Here is an 18,515-nt window from a genome sequence, read left to right as displayed (position 1 = left end):
ATGAGGCCGTTAGCCCGGCGTGTTGCCAAGCCGCAACACCCGCTCGCGGGCGAGGTCCTCTTTTCGCCGGGCCGTGTCCGAGGCCCGGACCGCCTGCTGCGCCTGGGCGGCCACCAGCTCGTGCTGTTTGCGGGCTGATTTGAGGTCCAGCTCTGTCTGTTCCAGCTGTTTCCTCAGCGTCAGTGCCGCCTCGGCCAGGCCGGCCGCCAGGGCTCTGGCCTCGTCCAGTTCCTGCGCGTACCGCAGGGCTTCCTTGGTGGCCTCGCGGGCGGACTGTTCGGCCTGGTCCAACGCGGCCCGGGCGCGTTCGAGCGCCGACGGCGTGGGCGCCCGGGGTTCCTCCCGCACCGCCTGCAGCCGGGGCTGGGCCGCCTGCTTAGGGGCCGCGTGCTTCGTCGCCCGGGCCCCGGCCGGAGCGGAAGAGCTGGTCGGGACCCGCGAGGGAACCGCAACAGAAGCTTCCGGGATGGCAAGGGACGGCAGCGCCACGGCACCGGCGAGGTCCACGACGTCGACCCCGTCGGCGGACAGCCCCCGGAGCAGGCGCCCGCTCCGCGCCGCCGCCGCGGCGCCTTCGTCCGCCGTGGCGGCGCGCAGCGTCTCCTCCACTTCCGTTGCGATCGCACCGCTGATCTTCCGGCCCTGCTGTGCTGCCACAGCCTGGGCATCCCGGACGGCAGCGGCCAGGAGTTGCCGCCGGTGTTGAGCCAGCTTACGGAGTTCCGCCGCATCCAGGGCCGACTGCGCGGCGCGCATGGACTGCCCCAACGCGGCGAGTTCCCGGAGCGTCTCGGGCTGGCGCGCCGCGAGCATGTTCACGGTCCACGCCGCCACGGACGGCTTGGGCAGGGACCGCACGGCCGCTGCCAGGGACTGCTGTTGCTTCGCCGCGGGACCCTTCCCGGGCGCGGTGGCCACTTCCTTTGCCGCGGCCGTCCGGGCGGCGACAAAATCGTCGAACGGCAAGGCATAGAGACGTGCCGCAATGCCCGCCAGCTCCAGCTCTCTCATGCAAGAATCATAGAAGCCCTCACCCCGGCCATGGCGACACGGGGCGCGCGCCTGGGCCTCGTCCCGTTCTCCCTCCTCACCGCCCAAGCGGGCGAACAACTCGAAAAATCCCGGCCCGCCTCGGCGCTCGTCAACGAGCATGCCCAGGAGGGAGACGTGCTGAAGGTCGCCTCGGTGATCGTCTTCGTCATCGTTGTGGCAATGATCGTTGCCAGCTACGAGCCGATCGGCCGGCGCCTCGCCTTCCTCGGCGGCCTGCGGACGAACCGCGGCGTTGGAATCGTCCTGCTGGTCGCTGGCGCGGCGGCCGGAGCCTTCTTCATCTACCCTTTAGGCGCAAGAGTGCTCCACCTTCAGGGTGGAGGTGAATTGCGGGGCCTACCCGGGGCGCCTTTGTGATTGAACGTAATCAGCCAGAACACTAAGAGGGCCCCCTCCGGCGGTCCCGCAATAGTACGAGCGTGACCAGAGGTGCCCATCCCAGAGATATTTGCTCAGATGGTCGGAGTGCTTCTGCCTCAGGAGCCTTGACGAGACGCCCTTGAGGGAGTTGACCAGCTTTGAGAGCTGGACCGTCGCGGGGAAGTTGATCAGCAGGTGCACGTGGTCGTCTTCGCCGTTGAACTCCTCCAGGGAGCAACTGAAGTCCTCACACACCTGCCGCATGATGCCTTCGCAGTCCGTGAGGATTTCATCAGTGAACGCGCCGCGCCGGTATTTTGTTACGAACACCAAATGAGCGTGGCAGTCCCACACTGCATGTCTGCCTTGGCGTATATCCTTGTTTTGTTCCATGACACCAAGTATAGTTGGAGCACGTCGTTGAAGAAACGGTACGCCTACCGGGCCTACCCCACCGCGGGTCAGGAACGGGCGCTGGCCCGCCTGTTCGGGTCCTGCCGTGTCATCTTCAACGACGTGCTCTCTGCCCGCCGTTCAGCCCATGAGCGGGGCCTGCCGCTCCCGACCTCGGGGGAGCTGTCCAAGACGCTCCTGACCGACGCGAAGCGGACCCCGGAGCGGGCGTGGCTGGCCGAAGTATCGAGCGTCCCGCTCCAGCAGTCACTCATGGACGCGGACCGCGCCTACCGGAACTTCTTCACCTCCCTGACGGGGAAGCGCAAGGACTCCAGGGTCGGGCGGCCGCGGTTCAAATCCAGGCGTGACCGCCGGTAGGCTGCCAGGTTCACCAAAAATGCCGGTTTCAAGGTCGAGCAGACTACCCACGGGGTCGGTTTCGTGTCGCTGCCGAAGGTAGGGCGGATCCGTTTCGCACTCTCCCGGGAGCTGCCATCGGACCCGTCCAGCGTCAGCATCATCCGGCTGGCCGACGGGACCTATCAGGTGTCGTTCGTGGTCGATGTCGCCGAGACGCCCCTGGGCCGGGAATCACGGGTTGCCGGGGTGGATGTCGGTCTCACGCACCTCGCCCACGTTGTCCGCAGCGACGGAACGAGAGAACGGATCGAGAACCCGCGGCACCTCCGCGCGGCCGAACGCAGACTTGCCGCCGCGCAGCGGTCCCTGTCCCGCAAGCAAAAAGCTTCAGCCAACCGCGGCAAAGCCCGCCTCCGGGTCGCCAGACTGCACTCCAAAGTCCGGAACACCAGGCTCGACCACCATCACAAACTTGCCCTTCGACTCGTCCGCGAAAACCAAACGGTCGCCGTCGAAGGACTCAACGTGAAAGGACTCGCCCGCACCCGCGTGGGCAAATCCATTCACGACGCAGGGTGGGCCACGCTCGTGGCCATCCTGCAGGAAAAAGCCGCCCAATATGGGCGGGAAATCCGTGTCATCCCGCAATGGGAACCCACCAGTCAGGTGTGCTCCGTCTGCGGGACCGGGGATGGGAAGAAGCCGCTCTCTGTCCGTGTCTGGACTTGCGGGGGCTGCGGCGCCGTCCTGGACCGTGACTACAACGCAGCAGTGAACATCGTGCTCGCCCCCGGGCTGGCGGAGAGCCTAAACGACTGTGGAGGGGGGACGTAAGACTGAAGCTCGCTTCAGCCGACCCTTTGGAAGCAGTAACCCACCGAACAGACCTCACGAATGGCGAGGCTGCGTAGGAATCCCCCTCCTTGAGGAGGGGGAGGATGTCAGCAGAGCATCATCACCGGCCACTCCGGGGCCACCTCGGTCTGGTCGTCGCGCTAAGCGGCCCGGGTCGCCAGGCCCGGCGCGACTTCCGCAGCGTCACGAGCAGCACACCCAGCGCGGCCAGCTGCAGCGCACCCACCGCCCCGATGAGCAGCGGCCGGGCGTCGTAGAGCGCCCCGTACAGGGCCCCTCCCGCCAACGCCCCGCCTCCTTCGAAGGCTGCGAAGACGCCGTAGGCCGTGCCCTGCCGGAGTTCCGGCACCAGATCGGCAATCAGCGCTTTGACCGTGGAATCCTGGATGCCCGTGGCGGTTCCCCAGATCAGGACCCCGGCCAGGACAAGGCCAGCTCCCGGCGCCAGGGCCAGGACCGGCACGGCGGCGATCAGCACGGGCAGGGCGAGCAGTACCCCCGCGCCGGCACTGTCGTACACGACGCCGCTGGCGAGGGCGCCGAGTGCCGCCGCGCCCATCGCACCCGCGTACAGCAGCGGAACCACCGCTACCGGAACGGCCAGCGCCGTCGTCAGGTGGAAGGAGATGACGCCGAACGCCACCAGACCCGCGCTCCAAAAGAACGCGGCGACGGCGAACAAAATGAATGTTCCGGTGAACAACGACGGCGGCTGGCCGGCAGTGTCCGCCGCCGGGGACGCCTCGGGCGGGGAGGACTCTGCCGCCGGGGCCGCCGACGTCGGAACCTCCGCTGGCAGGTCCGCCGGCTGCTGGCCCGCAACCGGAACCCGGACCAGGCGTCGCAGCCAGACCAGCAGGAACAGTGCCGCGGCAGCCGGAATGGCCAGCACCGCCAGGGCCACGGAGATGAGTCCCGTGGCAGCAAGCACAGAGGAGACCAGGAGCGGCCCGAGCAGCGCCCCGGCGAGGTCGAGGGACTTGTGGACCGCGAAGGCGCGGCCGCGGCCGACCGGCTTGGCTGCGGCGGCCAGCAACACGGTCTTGGCCGGGCTCCGGACCGCCTTGCCTACCCGGTCTCCAATGATCAGCACACTGGCCAGCACCAGGCCGGCCGCTCCGATCAGTGGCGCCAGCGCGAGCAGCGGGACACAGACAGCCGTGAGCGCGTAACCGGCCAGCGTGAAGGTCCAGTACCTGCGGGTGCGGTCCGCCCACGGCCCGAAGATCAGCCGGAGCCCTTGGGCTGCGGCCTCGGCGCCGCCGGTCACGAGGCCCACAATCAGGGCCGAGGCGCCCAGCTGGGCCAATAACGGGCCTGCCAGCGGACGGGCTCCGTCGGAGACAACGTCGGCCGCCAGGCTGACCAAGCCGAAGCCCACCACGGGACCCCAGGAGAGACGGCGCTGCGTCCCGGACGCCGCAGAACCGCTCTGCCGCGCTCGGACTGGCAACCTGCGGTCTGGCCGTTCCATCCATCAAGGCTGGCGGACCGTCTGCGGAATGGCAAGGGCCGGACCGTGCTCCGCGGCAGCAGGTGGACTTTTGAGACGCCGATGTGGGGCCTCGGCATTTGCCAGCAGCTCGGATGACTGACGGCGCAGCTCAATGCCGGCGCACTCGTCGCTAGATAGGCCGTCCGGCTACCCATTCCTGAGTAAGCAGTACCTCCATCCCTGTTGAGTGTTCAGAACATGTTCTGAACAACTGGAGGCATGTCACCGGCATCGATCTCCCGCACCGTGCAGTCTTCCGAGCTCTCCCGGAACCCGGCTGCCGTCTTCAAAGCGTCCGAAGAGGGTCCCGTCACGATCACTCGTCGGGACGGGGAGCCGCTCACGCTTCTGACGACCAGCGAGATCGATCGTGAGCATCAGGGAATGGAACTGGCCGCGCATCTGGTGACGGCGTCGCTGGGGGACCCCCAGATCCCATTCGCTGAGAGGCTTCACGGACCCTTCCCCTGGATGGCCTTCCTGAGCGATGCAGACCAGGAAGCCTTCGCCCGTGAGATTGTCACCATCTCCCGCGCCTGCGCCTCGGTGGCACGTTTTGATAAGGCCTTGATTACCCTCCGCGCCTGGCGGTCCACGGCAGAGGCCATCAGTGCCGGATACACCCCGGATGACCGGTTGGACTGGATTGAGCCCGCGGCGGTCGCCGACCCGCGCACTGCATGAACGCGAAAAGATCAGGTGTTCCACGTCCGCTCAAAGGCAGAGTTTGAGGTCCAGTTCGGCACAAGCCAGGCCGAAAAGGAACTCGGACTCCCTGGCGGTGCCCGTTTGTGGTTCTATGTGGACGGTCAGTCCGTCTGCCTGGTCGATGTGCACACCAATCACCCGAAAGCTACGAAGTAGACAGGGCGCCACGGCTCAGGCGTCGAAGGCATCCGCCATGTCGCCGAGCACGAGGTAGTCGCCGGCGGCTTCCTGGAAGCCGAAGTCCGCCCAGTACAGCCGCAATGCTTCCTTCGCCGCCGAGTGCTCCGCGCTGCCTTCCTCGGGCCCGCCGTCGGTGAGGACGGGGGAGGCCTGCAGGATGACGAGGGCGGTGGCCCGCCCGACGGTGCCGAGGATTGCTTTGAGGACCGCGTGCCCGAGCTTGTCACCGCGGAATTTCGGGTCGATCCACAGGGAGGACAACACCAGCAGGTCCCCGCCCAGTCCCATGCCGGCGTTGGGCATCAAGTCGGGACGCTCGATGGTCAGCATCTCGGCGACGTTGGCGAGCTCCTGGTCCACCGCGTCCAGGGTGTCGAAGAGATCGATTAGCCCCGCGTCCGGCACGATGCTGAAGCGGGCGTCCCCGACGTGGACGTCCTCCCCGTCGTTGTCTTCCTCGCCTTCAGCCCAGCCCCGCCCGTCGATCGAGACGGTCCAGTCCATCGGGAAGTCTGACGGGTCGTGATCCAGACTCGGAATGCCCCGGTACTGGCAGCGGTAGTCGAGCGTCATGTAATCGGGGTTGAGGGTAGCCATGGTGTCCTTCGGTGCCGGGGGCTGCTGCAGCCTTCACGCGCAGTCTATGCCGACACCTAAACAGAGGGTGGCACCGAACCACCGCCGTTGTCCTTCCGCCGGGTACGGCGCAGCGACCACAGGACGATAAATGTCACGGCCGCCACGACGATGGCGACCACCCGGCTAGGATGACCGGCATGAGGAAGTGGATAGCCGCGCACCGCAAAATGGTTGCACTGGTGGTCCTCGCCGCAGCCTGGGGTGCGGGGATAGCACTCTTCGTCAGCTGGGGGCACCCGCTGGAACAGACGATCTTCAACTCGACGCTGTGGGCTGTCTTCGTGGCAGTTTCCTGGTATGTCGACACGCGCCGGCAACGCAAGACCGCGTCCAGGCTCGACTCGCAGGGCGGGATTCTGGTCTACGTCCGCTACCCGGATTCGCGCCCCGGGTCACTCAGCGGCATCTGGAACATGGGTGTCGCCACGTTTGATGAGACCGCAGCATTGAAGTTTCAGCCGGCCGTCTACGACACACTTGAGCCTTCCGGACGGCCCGCCACCTTTGGAGTCCTGGGGGCAGAGTCCTCCGAGCCAAGGAAGATCAGCCGGAAGGAGTCGCGATACGTCACCCAAGCCGGTTTCCAGGCAATTCGGCTCACCACCGACAAAGGGGACATTGACGTGGCCGGCCGGCCAGAATCACTCCGAAAGATCCTCGACGTCGTTACCGGCTCCGCGGAGCCTAAATGAGGCGGGCCAGTGGCCCAGCGTCGCCGTCGCGCCGGGTGGGAGAAGGCCTTACTTTCACGTTAGTTGTACCCCGCGGCCCGGCGCCCGCGCTTCCTGCCTTCACGCCAGCCCGGACGGAAGCGTCCGGCACCAAGCAGTGGTAGGAGGCTGAGATGGGTCGTAGAACCTCGTTCGCGCTGACTGCGGTACTTCTCGTTTTGTTGCTCTTGTCCGTGTTCACGCAGGTGTGGGTTCTGCCCTCTGCGGTGGAGCGCATGGCTGCAGTGTTCCCCGAGGTCAAACCGCTCGTGGTTCGATCAATCATCTGGGGTGTCATCGCAATCGCCTGCTGGCAAGCCGTTGCCGTCATTGGATTGCGGCTTGTCATACGCGCCCGCGACCACAGATTCGACGCATCTTCCTACCGATGGTTACGCGCGATGGTCGGCTGTCTACCCGCATTCATCGTGCTCGTTGTGTCAGCTTTCATCGCGCTGAACGTGATGGGGTACACGACCCCAGGCGTGATGCTCGGACTCATCGCCGGAGGGCTCATGGCTCTGATCGCCGTGGGCTCTCTTGTTCTATTCCTTGGGACCAGGCCGTTAGTGCGGCAGCATTCGCCACACTGACCGGGTCCCGCTCGTATCGTCGATTGTCCCCTGGGGTCTATCCGGCGGGTCTGGGATGTGGAAGATTGTGACTCGCGCCAGCTCTACGGCCGCGTCGGCTTCGCTCATGAGTACCGGCCACCATTGTCAGGATTACCGGAGGCATCCCACCGTTACCAGTAAAAAACCCCGCATCCCCGCTGAGTCAGCGGCAATGCGGGGTTCTTCCCGAGCTTCCTGCCAGAATCGAACTGGCGACCTTCTCATTACGAGTGAGACGCTCTACCAACTGAGCTAAGGAAGCAACCGCATGAAATCCCGGGAAACCGGGCGGCTCATGCAAGAGATAACTGTAATGGAGTTCCGGCGCCCGGGTCAAAATGAGCGGTGGCCGGCCCCGGCTGACGTCCTCCGGGAGGCCGCCGGAGACGAAACCAGGCTCAGCAGACGGTGTTGTCCGCGGGTGCCTTGCCGTCGACCAGATAGCTGTCCACGGCGTTGCCGATGCAGTCGTTGGAGCGGCCGTAGGCGGTGTGGCCCTCGCCCTTCCACGTCAGCAGTGAGGCGTTGCCCAGCTGCTTGCGCAGCGCGCTGGCCCATTCCACCGGAGTGGCCGGATCACCGGTGGTCCCCACCACGACGATCTCGGCAGAGCCCTTGTACTCCACCGGAGCAGGGGTCCGGACGTTCTTGTAGGGCCAGTCCTTGCAGTTGGTACCGCCGTAGGCGAAGTAGTAACCAAGCGTCGGGGAATCCTGGCGCAGCTGCTGCTCGTCGGCGCGCATCCCCGCGGTGTCCGTCACCATGGGGTAGTCCAGGCAGTTGATGGCGTTGAAGGCGAACGTGCTGTTCGATGAGTAGCTGCCGTCGGGCTGCCGGTCGGCGTTGAAGTCGGCCAGCCGAAGGAACTGCGTCGGATCGCCCTTCTTGATCTGGTCAAGGGCCTGGGTCAGGATCGGCCAGTTGGTGTCGTCATAGAGCGGCACGATGATGCCGGTGACAACCGTCGACGCGGAGACGAGCCGGCCGTCCCGGGCCCGCATCGGGTTCGCCTCCACGGCCTGGATCAGGTCGCGGATCTGCTGCATGCCGTCGTCCACGCTGCCGGTCAGCGGGCAACCGCTCGCCTGCTGGCACCGTTCCACGTAGGCGCGGAGGGCCTTCTCGAAGGCCTTGGCCTGTCCGCTGGTGAGCTCCTCGTAGCTGATCGAGGGATCGAGGGCGCCGTCCAGGACCATCCGGCCCACGTTGTCCGGGAACAGCGAGGCGTAGGTGGAACCGAGGAGCGTTCCGTACGAATAGCCGAGGTAGTTCAGTTTCGTGTCGTTGACCACGGCGCGGAGCACATCAAGGTCCCTCGCGGCGCTCACGGTGTCGATGTGGCCCAGGAGCGGACCTGTCTTCTCGGCGCATTTGGCCTCGATCACTTTGTTGTCGGCGAGGGCCGCGTCCAGGCCGGCGTCGGTGTCCAGCGCGTAGATCTTGGCGCGGTAGGCATCGCGTTCCTGGTCGGTGAGGCAGGTGACCGGCGCGGAGCGCTTCACGCCCCGCGGGTCGAAACCGATGATGTCGTAGTTCGCGCGGACCTTGTCCGAGATGTTCGTGGCCCCGGCATCCTTGACGAAGTCATACCCCGAACCGCCGGGACCTCCGGGGTTGACCAGCAGGCTGCCCTTCTTGGTGCCCTTGGTGGTCAGCTTGACGGCCGCAAGTTCGATGCTGTCCCCGTCCGGCTTGCTGTAATCCAGCGGGACCTTGATCTTGGCGCACTGGAAGGTGCTCTCGCAGGGCGTCCAGTTGACCGGCTGCGAGTAGAAGCTGCGGAGCTCGGCCGGCGCCGAGGCAGCAATGGCAGGATCGGGCTGACCCGGGCTGGCGCCCTGAGACGTACCACCGCCACCGCCACCGCCAGCGCCGCCGAAGAGACTGCACGAGGCAAGCACCGCGGCCAGGGCCAGGGCGCCGACAGCCCGCACGCCGATCGCTACGGATCGGGATCTGGGGGGAACTTCTCGTGCAGACTTCATGCGGTTCTCCTCGGTGGATAGGTACGGAGCGGCGGGGCCGGCCACATCGGGGCCGGCCACATCAGGCCCGGCCACTTCGGGCCGGGCGGACAGACGGAGGCGGACAGACGCAGGCATGGTCAGATGAGGCTGCTGGCCATGGACTCGATGGCCAGCAGTGGGGCAACGTTGGTGGTGGTGATCCTCGTCCGGGCCTTATTGATGGCGTCCATGCGGGCAAGGGTGGTTTCGGCACCGGAATGTCCGGCGAATTCTTCGAGTTCGCTTCTGAGTTCAACGTTGACGAGTTCAACAGCGTTCCCCATCTGGATGATGAGCACATCCCGGTAAAAGGACAACAGGTCGGTCAGCGTGCGGTCAAGGGAATCGGTCACGGAACGCTTGGCGCGGCGTTTCTGGTCGTCCTCGAGTTGTTTGACCTGGGCCCGCATGGCCGGGGGCAGGGTGCCGCTCTCCGGTGCCCCGAGGGTGGCAAGCAGCGCAATCTTCTCTGCCGCGTCACGCTCGTCATTGGAGCTGTTGGCTTCCTCGGTGGCGATCTTGACGAGCTTTTCGGCCATCAGGACTGCCGCCGTGACGCCCCGCAGTCCCAGCGGGAACCGCACGGTTTCGAGCCGGCGCTCCCTGGCTTCCGGGTCCCGGGCCAGGCGGCGGGCGATGCCGACATGGCTCTGCGCCGCGCGGGCCGCGCGTTCCGCGACAGCCTGGTCCACGCCGTCGCGCTTGACCAGCAGGGCCGCGACGTCGGCTGGGGGCGGGAGCCGGAGCGCAACTGCCCGGCAGCGTGAGCGGATCGTGACCAGGACATCGGCCGGCGACGGCGCGCACAGCATCCACACGGTGCGGGGAGTGGGTTCCTCGATGGCCTTGAGCAGCACGTTGGTGGTGCGCTCGGCCATCCGGTCAGCGTCCTCCACAACGATGATCCGCCACCGGGCAGACGAGGGCCGGTTGCCCGCGGTGGAGACCAGTTCGCGGGCCTCGTCGATGGTAATGGTGACCTTCTCGGTGCGCACGAACGCGACATCCGAGTGTGTTTCGCCGAGGATGGTCAGGCAGGCGGCGCATTCGCCGCAGCCGCGCCGGCTGACGTCCTCCTGGTCGCAGTTCAGGGCCGCGGCGAAGGCCTTCGCCGCGTTGGAGCGGCCGGAACCCGGCGGCCCGGTGAAAAGCCAGGCATGGGTGAGGCCTTCGCCCTGGGCCGTCTGTCGCAACTGCGTGACGACGGCGGGCTGGCCCTGGAGGTCGTCCCAGACGGTCATGCGGTCACGCTGCCGGAGAGGGTCAGCAAGGACTCGACCCGTTCGAGGATCCGGGCGGCAAGTTCCTCGACCGTCAGGTGCGCGGCGAGCACCAGATACTTCTCCGGCCTGGTGGCGGCGAGCTCTAGAAAGGTGGTCCGGATCCTGGCGTGGAATTCATCCGCCTCGGATTCCAGGCGGTCCTCGGCGGCGTCGCCCGCAGTTCGACGGCGGCGGCCCACCTCGGGGTCGACGTCGAGCAGCACGGTGAGATCCGGCCGGAGCCCGGAGGTGGCCCATTCGTTGATCTCCCGGACCGCGTCCGTTCCGAGCTCGCGTCCCGCGCCCTGGTAGGCCACGGAGGAGTCGATATAGCGGTCGGTGAGGACGATCTCGCCCCGCTCCAGCGCGGGGCGGATGACCTGTCCCGCGTGGGCGGCCCGGGAGGCCGCGAAGATCAGCGCCTCGGTGTGGGCGTCGATGTGGCCGTGGCCGTGATCCAGCACCAGGGAGCGCAGTTTTTCGCCGATCGGGGTGCCACCCGGCTCACGGGTCCGCAGCACTTTCAGGCCGCGCGACTCGAGGGCCCCGGCCAGTTCGGCCGCCTGCGTGGACTTGCCGGCGCCGTCGCCGCCTTCGAAGGCGATGAACAGTCCGGGGAAGAGTCGCGGGGACAGTCCGGGGTTCTGGGTAGTCACTGCTCTAGCCTACCGATAATCACCGACAGCATAATGCCCCGGCGTAACGCCTTGGCTGCCCTGCGGGGCTCCGAAGTACCCTTGTGACCATGAGTCTTTCCGAAGAACAGGCAGCGACGCTCTCCGCCGAAACAGTGGTTGTCGCGGCAGGCCGTCCGCCCCGCACCCGTGACCAGCCGGTCAACCCGCCGCTGGTGCTGTCCTCGACCTATTTCGGCACCGGGCCCCTGGGCGACGGCGACCGCGGCTACGGCAGGTATTCCAACCCCACGTGGGACCCGTTCGAGGAGGCCCTGGGCCAGCTCGAAGGCGCTGAACTGCCGGGATTGCTGTACGCCTCCGGGCTCGCCGCGGTCAGCTCCGCGCTGTCCCTGGTCCCGGCGCAGGGAGTGCTGGTGATGCCGTCCCACAGCTACGCCGGGTCGCTCGTGATGGCCACGGAGCTGGCCGAAAAGGGCTTCCTGGAACTGCGCACCGTGGACATCGCCGACACCGATGCCGTGCTGGAACAGCTCGCTCCGGCGGGTGCGGCAGCAGCCAGCATGCTCTGGCTGGAAAGTCCCACCAACCCGATGCTCGGCGTCGCTGACATCCGTGCGCTCACCGCGGCGGCGCACGCGGCGGGCGCCGTCGTCGTTACGGACAACACCTTCTCGACACCTTTGGTGCAGCAGCCCCTCTCCCTGGGTTCCGACGTCGTGCTGCATTCCGTGACGAAGTACCTTTCCGGCCACTCCGACGTGGTGCTCGGCGCCCTGGTGACGTCCGACGCCGGGCTGCGCGCCACGCTGCTGCACCACCGCACCATCCACGGCGGCATCGCCGGTCCCTTTGAGGCGTGGCTGGCGCTGCGCGGACTGCGCACGCTGGCCCTGCGCATCGAACGCTCGCAGGCGTCGGCGGCCGTACTCGCGGAGCGGCTGAGCAAGCACCCGAGGGTTGCCAGCATCCGCTTCCCAGGCCTCGCCTCGGACCCGGGCCACGAGCGGGCCAAGGCGCAGATGAAGGGCTTTGGGTCGGTCCTGTGCATCGAAGTCGCCCCCGTTGGCGGGCACAACGGCGGCCTCGACGGCGGACTCAGCGGGGCGGACGCCGCCGACCGCATGGTCCGTGCGTTGCACTTGTGGCTGCCGGCCACTTCGCTCGGTGGGGTGGAATCCCTGATCGAACGCCGCCGCCGGCACACCGCCGAACCGGCCAGTGTGCCGGAGAATCTGGTCCGGCTGAGCGTCGGAATCGAAAACGTCGAGGACCTTTGGGCCGATTTGGAGCAGGCACTGGCGACTCTGGACGGCTAGGCTGGGGCTATGGACGGAAGAGCGCTTATTTTCTATATCGAGAACGGGGTCTATCTTCTCCTGGCCCTCGTGGCCCTGGTCATTGAGGTGTGGGCGTTCTTCGACTGCCTCCGCCACAAGGCGCCGGTATTTGAAGCCGTCTCGAAACGCACCAAGACGTTCTGGCTGGCCCTCACCGGCGGCGCCCTTGCGATTGGCCTGCTTTCCGTGCTGGGAGGCGGCGGCGGAGGTCTCCTCGGCCCGCTGGGGCTGTTCGGCCTCGCGGCCGTGACGGCAGCTTCCGTTTACCTCGCCGACGTCCGCCCGGCCGTCAAGGACGCCGGCCGCGGCGGCAGCCGCAACATGGGACCCTACGGCCCCTGGTGATCCCCACCGGCCCCTCAGCTCGCAAGCTCGCTCAGGGAACCCTGCCGGCGTGGGCCCACCCCGGCGCGACGGCGTCCCAACCCACCGTCAGTTCACCGAGACGCCAGCGCGACGGCCCGTCCTGGACCGGCCAGCCGGCGTCGAGCAGGGTCCGGCACATGGCCGACCAGCGCTGCCGGTTTCCGAACGAGGCCAGCGGCGCCGCGTCCAGCCAGGCCTTGTCCATCGCCTGCAGGTAGGAGTGGATCTTCTCGCCCGGCACGTTCCGGTGGATGAGGGCCTTCGGCAGCCGTTCCGCCACCTCGGACGGCAGCTCGAAACCGCCGAACCGCAGGGACAGGGACAGGCTCAGCGGCCGTTCGGCGTCGAGCGCCACCCAGGTGACGCGCCGGCCGATCTCGTCGCAGGTGCCGTCGATGAACAGCCCGCCCGGCGCCAGCCGGCCCTGCACCAGCCGCCAGATGTTCTCGACGTCGGCCTCCTCATACTGCCGCAGCACATTGAAGGCACGGACCAGCACCGGCCGGCCCGGAACGGGAAGCTCGAAGCCGCCCAGCTGGAAGCTGAGACCCGGCCGTTCCAGTTCCTTCGCCAGCCGCACCCGCTCGGGCTCGATCTCGACGCCCACCACGCGGACGTCCGGACGGATCACGGACAGGCGCTCAAAGAGTTCGACGGCGGTGGCCGGGGAGGAGCCGTAGCCCAGATCGACGACGAGCGGATCGGCCGCCGCGCGGAGCCGCCACGCCTGCGGTCCGGTCAGCCAGCGGTCCAGCCGGCGCATCCGGTTGGGATTGGTGGTTCCCCGGGTCACGTTGCCCACCGGCCGCCCGCTGCGGGGGCCACCCTTTGCCCGGCCCTGGTTTCGGGGGGCGTCCACCCGTTCAGCCTTTTGCACCACAGCCCCAACCCTATCCTCCAACGCGCAGGTCACCTCCGGCCCGTGTTGAGCCGCGTGTTGAGCCGCTTGATGGGCCGGACGTGCCCCGGGGGTGGGTGGAGGCGGCGGAAATGTAACGCTCGGCAGCAGCCTCGGCCGCTCGGCTAGGATGAAAACCATGACTTACAAGCTGATTCTGCTGCGCCATGGCCACAGCGACTGGAATGCCAAGAACCTGTTCACCGGCTGGGTGGACGTTGACCTCAATGACCAGGGCCGCACCGAGGCGGTCCGCGGCGGCGAGCTTCTCGTGGAGAACAACATCCTCCCGGACATCCTGTACACCTCGGTCCTTAAGCGGGCCATCAACACGGCAAACATCACCCTGGACAAGGCCGACCGCGGCTGGATCCCCGTCAAGCGCGACTGGCGGCTCAACGAACGCCACTACGGCGCGCTGCAGGGCAAGGACAAGGCGCAGACCCTCGCCGAATTCGGCGAAGAGCAGTTCATGCTGTGGCGCCGGTCCTACGACACCCCGCCGCCGCCCCTGGCCGACGATTCCGAGTTCTCCCAGGTGGGCGACCCGCGCTACGCGGACCTCGGTGACGCCCTTCCCCGCACCGAGTGCCTCAAGGATGTCCTGATCCGGCTCATGCCGTACTGGGAATCGGACATCAAGGAAGACCTCAGGGCCGGCAAGACCGTTTTGGTCACGGCCCACGGCAACTCGCTGCGCGCCCTGGTCAAGCACCTGGACGGGATCAGCGACGAGGACATCGCCGGCCTGAACATCCCCACCGGCATCCCGCTCGTCTACGAACTGGACGAGGACTTCAAGCCGCTGAACCCGGGCGGCACCTACCTCGATCCCGAGGCCGCTGCCGAAGCCATCCTGGCCGTCGCCAGCCAGGGCAAGAAGTAGCGCTCACTTCGCTGAAACAACCGGCGGCCGGCCACCCCCTGAGGTGACCGGCCGCCGTCGTCTGTTCTGCGCTGTTTTGCCGCTGTTGTGCCACTGCCGTCCCGACAGGGGCAGTGCTAGCTGTGTTCGATGCTGTTCGGCTGCCAGGCCCCGGTGACCAGGTACGTCACCTTCTGGGCGACCGAGACGCCGTGGTCGGCGAAGCGCTCGAAGTAGCGGCTGGCCAGCGCGACGTCGACGGTAGTGGCCGGGGATTCCTGCCAGTCGCTCCGGGCGATTGCCTTGAAGACGCTCAAGTGCAGATCGTTGACCGCAGTGTTGGCCTTCATGATGTCGCGGGCCACGCCAAGGTCACGGGTTTCCAGCAGGACGGTCAGTTTGTTGGCGATCAGCAGGTCCTGCTCGGCGAAGCTCTTGAACGTCTCGCGCAGCTGGGCGGGAACCACGGTCGCCGGGTAGCGGAGCCGGGCAAGTTGCGCGAGGTGGCGGGCGAGGTCACCCATGCGCTCCAGCGAGGCGCTCATCCGGAGCGAGCCCACGATCATGCGCAGGTCGCTGGCCACCGGCCCCTGCAGCGCCAGGATGTCGATGGCGCGCTCGTCGAGGCTGTTCTGCAGGAAGTCGATCCGGGCATCGGCGGCGATGACGTCCTCGGCCAGGTCGATGTCGGCGCCGTCGAAGGCTCTTGTGGCCTTGTCGATGGCCTCGCTGACCAGCTTGGAGATTTCGACGAGCTGTTCCCCCACTTGGGTGAGCTCTTCCTGAAAAACCTTACGCACGTGTGCGTCCTTTCCTCGGAAACATTGCCTGCCGCCGCAGCAGCTGGCCTATTTCGGTTCACCTCTCGGCGCTTCAACGCTCAACTCTTGCAGTGTCCGGTGAACTGTTAGGCCCCACTAGGTGAACGTTAGCTGAACCGGGGCCCGAATAGCAGGAGATTTCAGTTTTCGCCGCGGGGCAGAGCATAAGCTGGAGCCGTGGATCCAATGCTCATCGGCGTGATCGCCGGCCTGATCGGCCTCTCGCTTGGCATCTTCGGCGTGCTTGCGTTCCGGGTCAGCGAGCAGCAACGCCAGCTCGTGGATATGGAGTTCGAGGACCCCTCGCTGCCGGACGGCGCCGCGGAGGTGCTGGCCGCCGTCGGACGCGCTTTCGTGGTGGTGGACGCGATCGACGGCGTCGTGCGGGCCAGTCCGGCGGCCTACGCCTACGGGCTGGTGCGCGGACACACCGTCGTGCACGAGCAGCTGCTGGAAATGACCGCCAGAGTGCGGCGCGACGGTGTCATCCTCGAAAAGCAGCTCGAGCTGCCCCGCGGCCCGCTGGGCCAGGGGACCATCGTGGTCCAGGTCCGGGCGGCCATGATCGCAGAGGAATACATCCTCCTGCTGGCCGATGACCGCACCGAATTCACCCGCACCGAAGAAGTCCGGAACGACTTCGTCGCCAACGTCTCGCATGAGCTGAAGACACCCGTCGGGGCCATCTCGCTCCTGGCCGAAGCACTCGAGTCCTCCGCGGACGATCCCGAAGCAGTCCGGCGCTTCGCCAAACGCATGCACAAGGAGTCCGCGCGGCTGGCCGCCCTAGTGCAGGACATCATCGAACTCTCCCGGCTGCAGGGCGCCAACGTGGCCCAGCAGGGGCGGCCGGTGGACATCAACACCGTCGTGTCCGAGGCCGTCGACCGGTCACAGTTGCCGGCGGAGACCAAGAACATCCAGCTGGTGGTCGGCGGCCACGCGGACGCGATGGTCTACGGCGACCAGGATCTGCTCGTGACCGCGCTGCGCAACCTGATCGACAACGCCATCCGCTACTCCCCGGAGAACACCAGGGTTGGCGTGGGCGTCCGCGCCAAGGACGGCCTGGTTGCGGTGTCCGTGACGGACCAGGGCGAAGGGCTCAGTCCCGAGGACCAGGAACGTGTCTTCGAACGCTTCTACCGGGTGGACTCCGCCCGGTCCCGCCACACCGGCGGCACTGGGCTGGGCCTGAGCATCGTGAAGCACGTCATCTCCAACCACGGCGGCGAGGTGACCCTCTGGTCACAGCCCGGGCAGGGATCCACGTTCACCATCCGGCTTCCGGAAATGGAAGGCCAGGACGACGCCGACGCCCCCGAGGCGCGCAGGCCGGCCGCCAAGGCCACCACCCCGCCCCCAGTTTCGCCCAAAGGACAACCCCACAGACGCGACGCCGCAGGCGTCCATGAGCAAGGAGCCAGCGCTTGAGCCGGATTTTGATTGTCGAGGACGAAGAGTCGTTCAGCGACCCGCTGTCCTATTTGTTGGGCAAGGAAGGATTCGAGGTGGAGGTGGTGGATAACGGGCTTGATGCCATTACCGAATTCGACCGCAACGGCGCCGACCTGGTCCTCCTGGACCTGCAGCTGCCCGGCCAGTCCGGCACCGAGGTCTGCCGCCAACTGCGGCAGCGATCGTCCGTTCCCGTCATCATGCTGACGGCCAAGGACTCGGAGATCGACAAGGTGGTGGGGCTGGAGCTGGGAGCCGACGATTATGTCACCAAGCCCTATTCCTCCCGCGAGCTCGTCGCCCGTGTCCGGGCTGTGCTGCGCCGGCAGGGCGAACCGGAGGAGCTGGTCGCCAGCACCGTGCAGGCCGGTCCGGTCCGGATGGACGTTGAGCGGCACGTGGTCAGCGTCGGAGGCGAGCAGGTCTCGCTCCCGCTGAAGGAATTCGAGCTTCTGGAGATGCTGCTGCGGAACTCCGGCCGGGTGCTGACCCGGGGGCAGCTGATCGACCGGGTCTGGGGATCGGACTATGTCGGGGACACCAAGACCCTGGACGTGCACGTCAAGCGGCTGCGCAGCAAGATCGAGCCGGACCCCTCGGCGCCGCGGTTCCTGATCACCGTCCGCGGCCTGGGCTACAAGTTCGAGCCCTAAGCCTCGGCGGTCCGGGCACGCACTGAGCCTCGGCTCCATGGAGGCCCGCTGGGCCCCTACGGACGCAGGCAAGAAGAAGGAGGGGCACCCGGACCGGGTGCCCCTCCTTCTGCCTGGAAGCTAGTGGTTGGCGCTGCTGCTCGGCGACGGAGTCGAGGTTGCGGTCGACGTCGGCGTGGCCGTACCGGTGTCCGTCGGCGCGCTGCTCGGCAGGTACTGCTTGTAGTCGGTGATGGTGGCGTCCAGGACCGGAATCTTGAACTTGGCGTTCTGGTTGGTGCCGTCTTCGCTGATGCTGACCTCGACGAGGGAGCCCGGCTTGCCGCCGGTGCTGCTCAGGATCGCCTCGTCTGTGGAGTCGTTGAGCAGGGTGTACGACTTCTGCTTGACCGGGACCTGCGTCTGCGACCCGCCGGCACCATTGATGGTGAGCAACACGTCGCTGGAAGAGGTGTTGTAGACGGCGCCGATCACACGGCCCGGCTTGTTTTCGCCCGCGGAGATGATCATCATGTTGCGGAGCTGCAGCGGGCCCAGGTCCGCGCGGGTTCCGTCCGACGCCGAGTACTGCTCAGAGGTCTGCTGGGGATTGATGTAGCCGCAGCCGGTTACCGACAGCAGGCCGATGCCAAGTGCAGCCGTTGCCATTGCCAGCTTGCCGCGCTGGCCCCGGTTCATCGCAGTGAAACGCACGTCACGCACTCCTTGAGAGTCTTGGAACATTATTCAGCCATAGCCTAACCGCAATCGGTGGCAAACAAGGATTCCGCCCGTACGCATGGGCGCAGGCTCAGCGGTCCGCCCAGCGTCGGCCCGGGGTCGACCCCGGAGTCGGCTCAGC

At 67.0% G+C, this 18,515-nt stretch carries 21 protein-coding genes and 1 tRNA gene; 11 read left to right on the top strand and 11 right to left on the bottom strand.

The genetic code is table 11. The features are described from left to right. Window positions 1-9: 9 nt before the first annotated feature. Entirely contained in the window at window positions 10-1,011 is a 1,002-nt protein-coding gene (locus ABIB26_RS09895; protein ID WP_354242032.1) for a hypothetical protein, read from the bottom strand. A 30-nt stretch (window positions 1,012-1,041) separates the two neighbouring features. On the opposite strand from ABIB26_RS09895, the gene ABIB26_RS09890 reads away from it, so the two are divergent. Then, entirely contained in the window at window positions 1,042-1,410 is a 369-nt protein-coding gene (locus tag ABIB26_RS09890; RefSeq protein ID WP_354242029.1) for a hypothetical protein, read from the top strand. Here the strand turns inward: ABIB26_RS09890 and tnpA are convergent. Then, window positions 1,390-1,806, bottom strand: coding sequence for an IS200/IS605 family transposase (gene tnpA / locus ABIB26_RS09885; RefSeq protein WP_354242026.1), 417 nt, complete (start codon window positions 1,804-1,806; stop codon window positions 1,390-1,392). The genes ABIB26_RS09890 and tnpA overlap by 21 nt on opposite strands. Before the next feature lie 27 nt (window positions 1,807-1,833). Between tnpA and ABIB26_RS09880 the strand changes: the two genes are divergently transcribed. Both ABIB26_RS09880 and ABIB26_RS09875 read left to right on the top strand, forming a co-directional pair. Continuing rightward, window positions 1,834-2,187, top strand: a complete 354-nt coding sequence (locus ABIB26_RS09880; RefSeq protein ID WP_354242023.1) for a helix-turn-helix domain-containing protein — start codon at window positions 1,834-1,836, stop codon at window positions 2,185-2,187. A gap of 63 nt (window positions 2,188-2,250) precedes the next feature. Continuing rightward, complete coding sequence (locus ABIB26_RS09875) at window positions 2,251-3,003, top strand: RNA-guided endonuclease InsQ/TnpB family protein (protein WP_354242020.1); 753 nt, start codon at window positions 2,251-2,253, stop codon at window positions 3,001-3,003. Window positions 3,004-3,124: 121 nt separating this feature from the next. Here ABIB26_RS09875 and ABIB26_RS09870 read toward each other — a convergent pair whose 3' ends face one another. Continuing rightward, window positions 3,125-4,498: an MFS transporter gene (locus tag ABIB26_RS09870; RefSeq protein ID WP_354242018.1), complete on the bottom strand. Its 1,374-nt coding sequence runs from the start codon at window positions 4,496-4,498 to the stop codon at window positions 3,125-3,127. 240 nt (window positions 4,499-4,738) lie between these two features. Between ABIB26_RS09870 and ABIB26_RS09865 the strand changes: the two genes are divergently transcribed. Then, window positions 4,739-5,203, top strand: a complete 465-nt coding sequence (locus ABIB26_RS09865; protein ID WP_354242016.1) for a type II toxin-antitoxin system Phd/YefM family antitoxin — start codon at window positions 4,739-4,741, stop codon at window positions 5,201-5,203. A 195-nt stretch (window positions 5,204-5,398) separates the two neighbouring features. On the opposite strand, the gene ABIB26_RS09860 is transcribed toward ABIB26_RS09865, so the two are convergent. After that, a complete protein-coding gene (locus ABIB26_RS09860; protein WP_354242013.1) occupies window positions 5,399-6,004 on the bottom strand; it encodes a hypothetical protein in 606 nt (201 codons plus the stop codon). Between the two features lie 179 nt (window positions 6,005-6,183). Between ABIB26_RS09860 and ABIB26_RS09855 the strand changes: the two genes are divergently transcribed. Further along, the gene (locus ABIB26_RS09855) at window positions 6,184-6,738 is read left to right on the top strand and encodes a hypothetical protein (protein ID WP_354242010.1); all 555 of its coding nucleotides are present in this window, start codon (window positions 6,184-6,186) and stop codon (window positions 6,736-6,738) included. A gap of 152 nt (window positions 6,739-6,890) precedes the next feature. Continuing rightward, entirely contained in the window at window positions 6,891-7,349 is a 459-nt protein-coding gene (locus ABIB26_RS09850) for a DUF2975 domain-containing protein (protein ID WP_354242007.1), read from the top strand. Between the two features lie 210 nt (window positions 7,350-7,559). Here the strand turns inward: ABIB26_RS09850 and ABIB26_RS09845 are convergent. The 4 genes from ABIB26_RS09845 to tmk form a co-directional block, all read right to left on the bottom strand. Then, window positions 7,560-7,632, bottom strand: a tRNA-Thr gene (locus tag ABIB26_RS09845). 136 nt (window positions 7,633-7,768) lie between these two features. Further along, the gene (locus tag ABIB26_RS09840) at window positions 7,769-9,355 is read right to left on the bottom strand and encodes an alpha/beta hydrolase (RefSeq protein WP_354242004.1); all 1,587 of its coding nucleotides are present in this window, start codon (window positions 9,353-9,355) and stop codon (window positions 7,769-7,771) included. 119 nt (window positions 9,356-9,474) lie between these two features. Next, window positions 9,475-10,617, bottom strand: coding sequence for a DNA polymerase III subunit delta' (locus tag ABIB26_RS09835; protein ID WP_354242002.1), 1,143 nt, complete (start codon window positions 10,615-10,617; stop codon window positions 9,475-9,477). Further along, on the bottom strand, window positions 10,614-11,294 hold the full coding sequence (tmk, locus tag ABIB26_RS09830) for a dTMP kinase (RefSeq protein ID WP_502913648.1): 681 nt from the start codon (window positions 11,292-11,294) through the stop codon (window positions 10,614-10,616). Before tmk ends, ABIB26_RS09835 begins: the two co-directional genes overlap by 4 nt. A gap of 89 nt (window positions 11,295-11,383) precedes the next feature. On the opposite strand from tmk, the gene ABIB26_RS09825 reads away from it, so the two are divergent. Together ABIB26_RS09825 and ABIB26_RS09820 are read left to right on the top strand one after the other, a co-directional pair. Beyond that, the gene (locus tag ABIB26_RS09825; protein WP_354241999.1) at window positions 11,384-12,592 is read left to right on the top strand and encodes a trans-sulfuration enzyme family protein; all 1,209 of its coding nucleotides are present in this window, start codon (window positions 11,384-11,386) and stop codon (window positions 12,590-12,592) included. A gap of 9 nt (window positions 12,593-12,601) precedes the next feature. Next, window positions 12,602-12,958, top strand: coding sequence for a DUF2516 family protein (locus ABIB26_RS09820; RefSeq protein WP_354241997.1), 357 nt, complete (start codon window positions 12,602-12,604; stop codon window positions 12,956-12,958). Between the two features lie 31 nt (window positions 12,959-12,989). Here ABIB26_RS09820 and ABIB26_RS09815 read toward each other — a convergent pair whose 3' ends face one another. Next, the gene (locus tag ABIB26_RS09815) at window positions 12,990-13,859 is read right to left on the bottom strand and encodes a class I SAM-dependent methyltransferase (RefSeq protein ID WP_354241994.1); all 870 of its coding nucleotides are present in this window, start codon (window positions 13,857-13,859) and stop codon (window positions 12,990-12,992) included. A 157-nt stretch (window positions 13,860-14,016) separates the two neighbouring features. On the opposite strand from ABIB26_RS09815, the gene ABIB26_RS09810 reads away from it, so the two are divergent. Next, on the top strand, window positions 14,017-14,763 hold the full coding sequence (locus ABIB26_RS09810) for a phosphoglyceromutase (protein ID WP_354241991.1): 747 nt from the start codon (window positions 14,017-14,019) through the stop codon (window positions 14,761-14,763). Between the two features lie 116 nt (window positions 14,764-14,879). Here ABIB26_RS09810 and phoU read toward each other — a convergent pair whose 3' ends face one another. Next, the gene (gene phoU / locus ABIB26_RS09805; RefSeq protein ID WP_354241988.1) at window positions 14,880-15,542 is read right to left on the bottom strand and encodes a phosphate signaling complex protein PhoU; all 663 of its coding nucleotides are present in this window, start codon (window positions 15,540-15,542) and stop codon (window positions 14,880-14,882) included. Window positions 15,543-15,749: 207 nt separating this feature from the next. Between phoU and ABIB26_RS09800 the strand changes: the two genes are divergently transcribed. Both ABIB26_RS09800 and ABIB26_RS09795 read left to right on the top strand, forming a co-directional pair. Further along, complete coding sequence (locus ABIB26_RS09800) at window positions 15,750-16,997, top strand: sensor histidine kinase (protein WP_354242405.1); 1,248 nt, start codon at window positions 15,750-15,752, stop codon at window positions 16,995-16,997. Then, a complete protein-coding gene (locus ABIB26_RS09795; protein ID WP_354241986.1) occupies window positions 16,994-17,674 on the top strand; it encodes a response regulator in 681 nt (226 codons plus the stop codon). Before ABIB26_RS09800 ends, ABIB26_RS09795 begins: the two co-directional genes overlap by 4 nt. A 120-nt stretch (window positions 17,675-17,794) precedes the next feature. Here the strand turns inward: ABIB26_RS09795 and ABIB26_RS09790 are convergent, their stop codons facing one another. After that, window positions 17,795-18,352, bottom strand: coding sequence for a hypothetical protein (locus tag ABIB26_RS09790; RefSeq protein WP_354242402.1), 558 nt, complete (start codon window positions 18,350-18,352; stop codon window positions 17,795-17,797). Window positions 18,353-18,515 lie beyond the last annotated feature (163 nt).

The sequence above is a fragment of the Arthrobacter sp. UYEF20 genome, from assembly GCF_040546335.1.
Classification (GTDB): Bacteria; Actinomycetota; Actinomycetes; order Actinomycetales; family Micrococcaceae; genus Arthrobacter.
Note: the sequence above shows the minus strand (reverse complement) of the source record. Positions and strands in the feature narration are given on the sequence as shown.

Coding starts and splice junctions, on each gene's coding strand:
- ABIB26_RS09865 (WP_354242016.1), top strand. CDS start 4,739: ATGTCACCGGCATCGATCTCCCGCACCGTGCAGTCTTCCGAGCTCTCC.
- ABIB26_RS09810 (WP_354241991.1), top strand. CDS start 14,017: ATGACTTACAAGCTGATTCTGCTGCGCCATGGCCACAGCGACTGGAAT.
- tnpA (WP_354242026.1), bottom strand. CDS start 1,806: ATGGAACAAAACAAGGATATACGCCAAGGCAGACATGCAGTGTGGGAC.
- ABIB26_RS09820 (WP_354241997.1), top strand. CDS start 12,602: ATGGACGGAAGAGCGCTTATTTTCTATATCGAGAACGGGGTCTATCTT.
- ABIB26_RS09870 (WP_354242018.1), bottom strand. CDS start 4,498: ATGGAACGGCCAGACCGCAGGTTGCCAGTCCGAGCGCGGCAGAGCGGT.
- ABIB26_RS09790 (WP_354242402.1), bottom strand. CDS start 18,352: ATGAACCGGGGCCAGCGCGGCAAGCTGGCAATGGCAACGGCTGCACTT.
- ABIB26_RS09850 (WP_354242007.1), top strand. CDS start 6,891: ATGGGTCGTAGAACCTCGTTCGCGCTGACTGCGGTACTTCTCGTTTTG.
- ABIB26_RS09800 (WP_354242405.1), top strand. CDS start 15,750: ATGCTCATCGGCGTGATCGCCGGCCTGATCGGCCTCTCGCTTGGCATC.
- ABIB26_RS09895 (WP_354242032.1), bottom strand. CDS start 1,011: ATGAGAGAGCTGGAGCTGGCGGGCATTGCGGCACGTCTCTATGCCTTG.
- ABIB26_RS09835 (WP_354242002.1), bottom strand. CDS start 10,617: ATGACCGTCTGGGACGACCTCCAGGGCCAGCCCGCCGTCGTCACGCAG.
- ABIB26_RS09825 (WP_354241999.1), top strand. CDS start 11,384: ATGAGTCTTTCCGAAGAACAGGCAGCGACGCTCTCCGCCGAAACAGTG.
- ABIB26_RS09855 (WP_354242010.1), top strand. CDS start 6,184: ATGAGGAAGTGGATAGCCGCGCACCGCAAAATGGTTGCACTGGTGGTC.
- ABIB26_RS09890 (WP_354242029.1), top strand. CDS start 1,042: ATGGCGACACGGGGCGCGCGCCTGGGCCTCGTCCCGTTCTCCCTCCTC.
- ABIB26_RS09840 (WP_354242004.1), bottom strand. CDS start 9,355: ATGAAGTCTGCACGAGAAGTTCCCCCCAGATCCCGATCCGTAGCGATC.
- ABIB26_RS09860 (WP_354242013.1), bottom strand. CDS start 6,004: ATGGCTACCCTCAACCCCGATTACATGACGCTCGACTACCGCTGCCAG.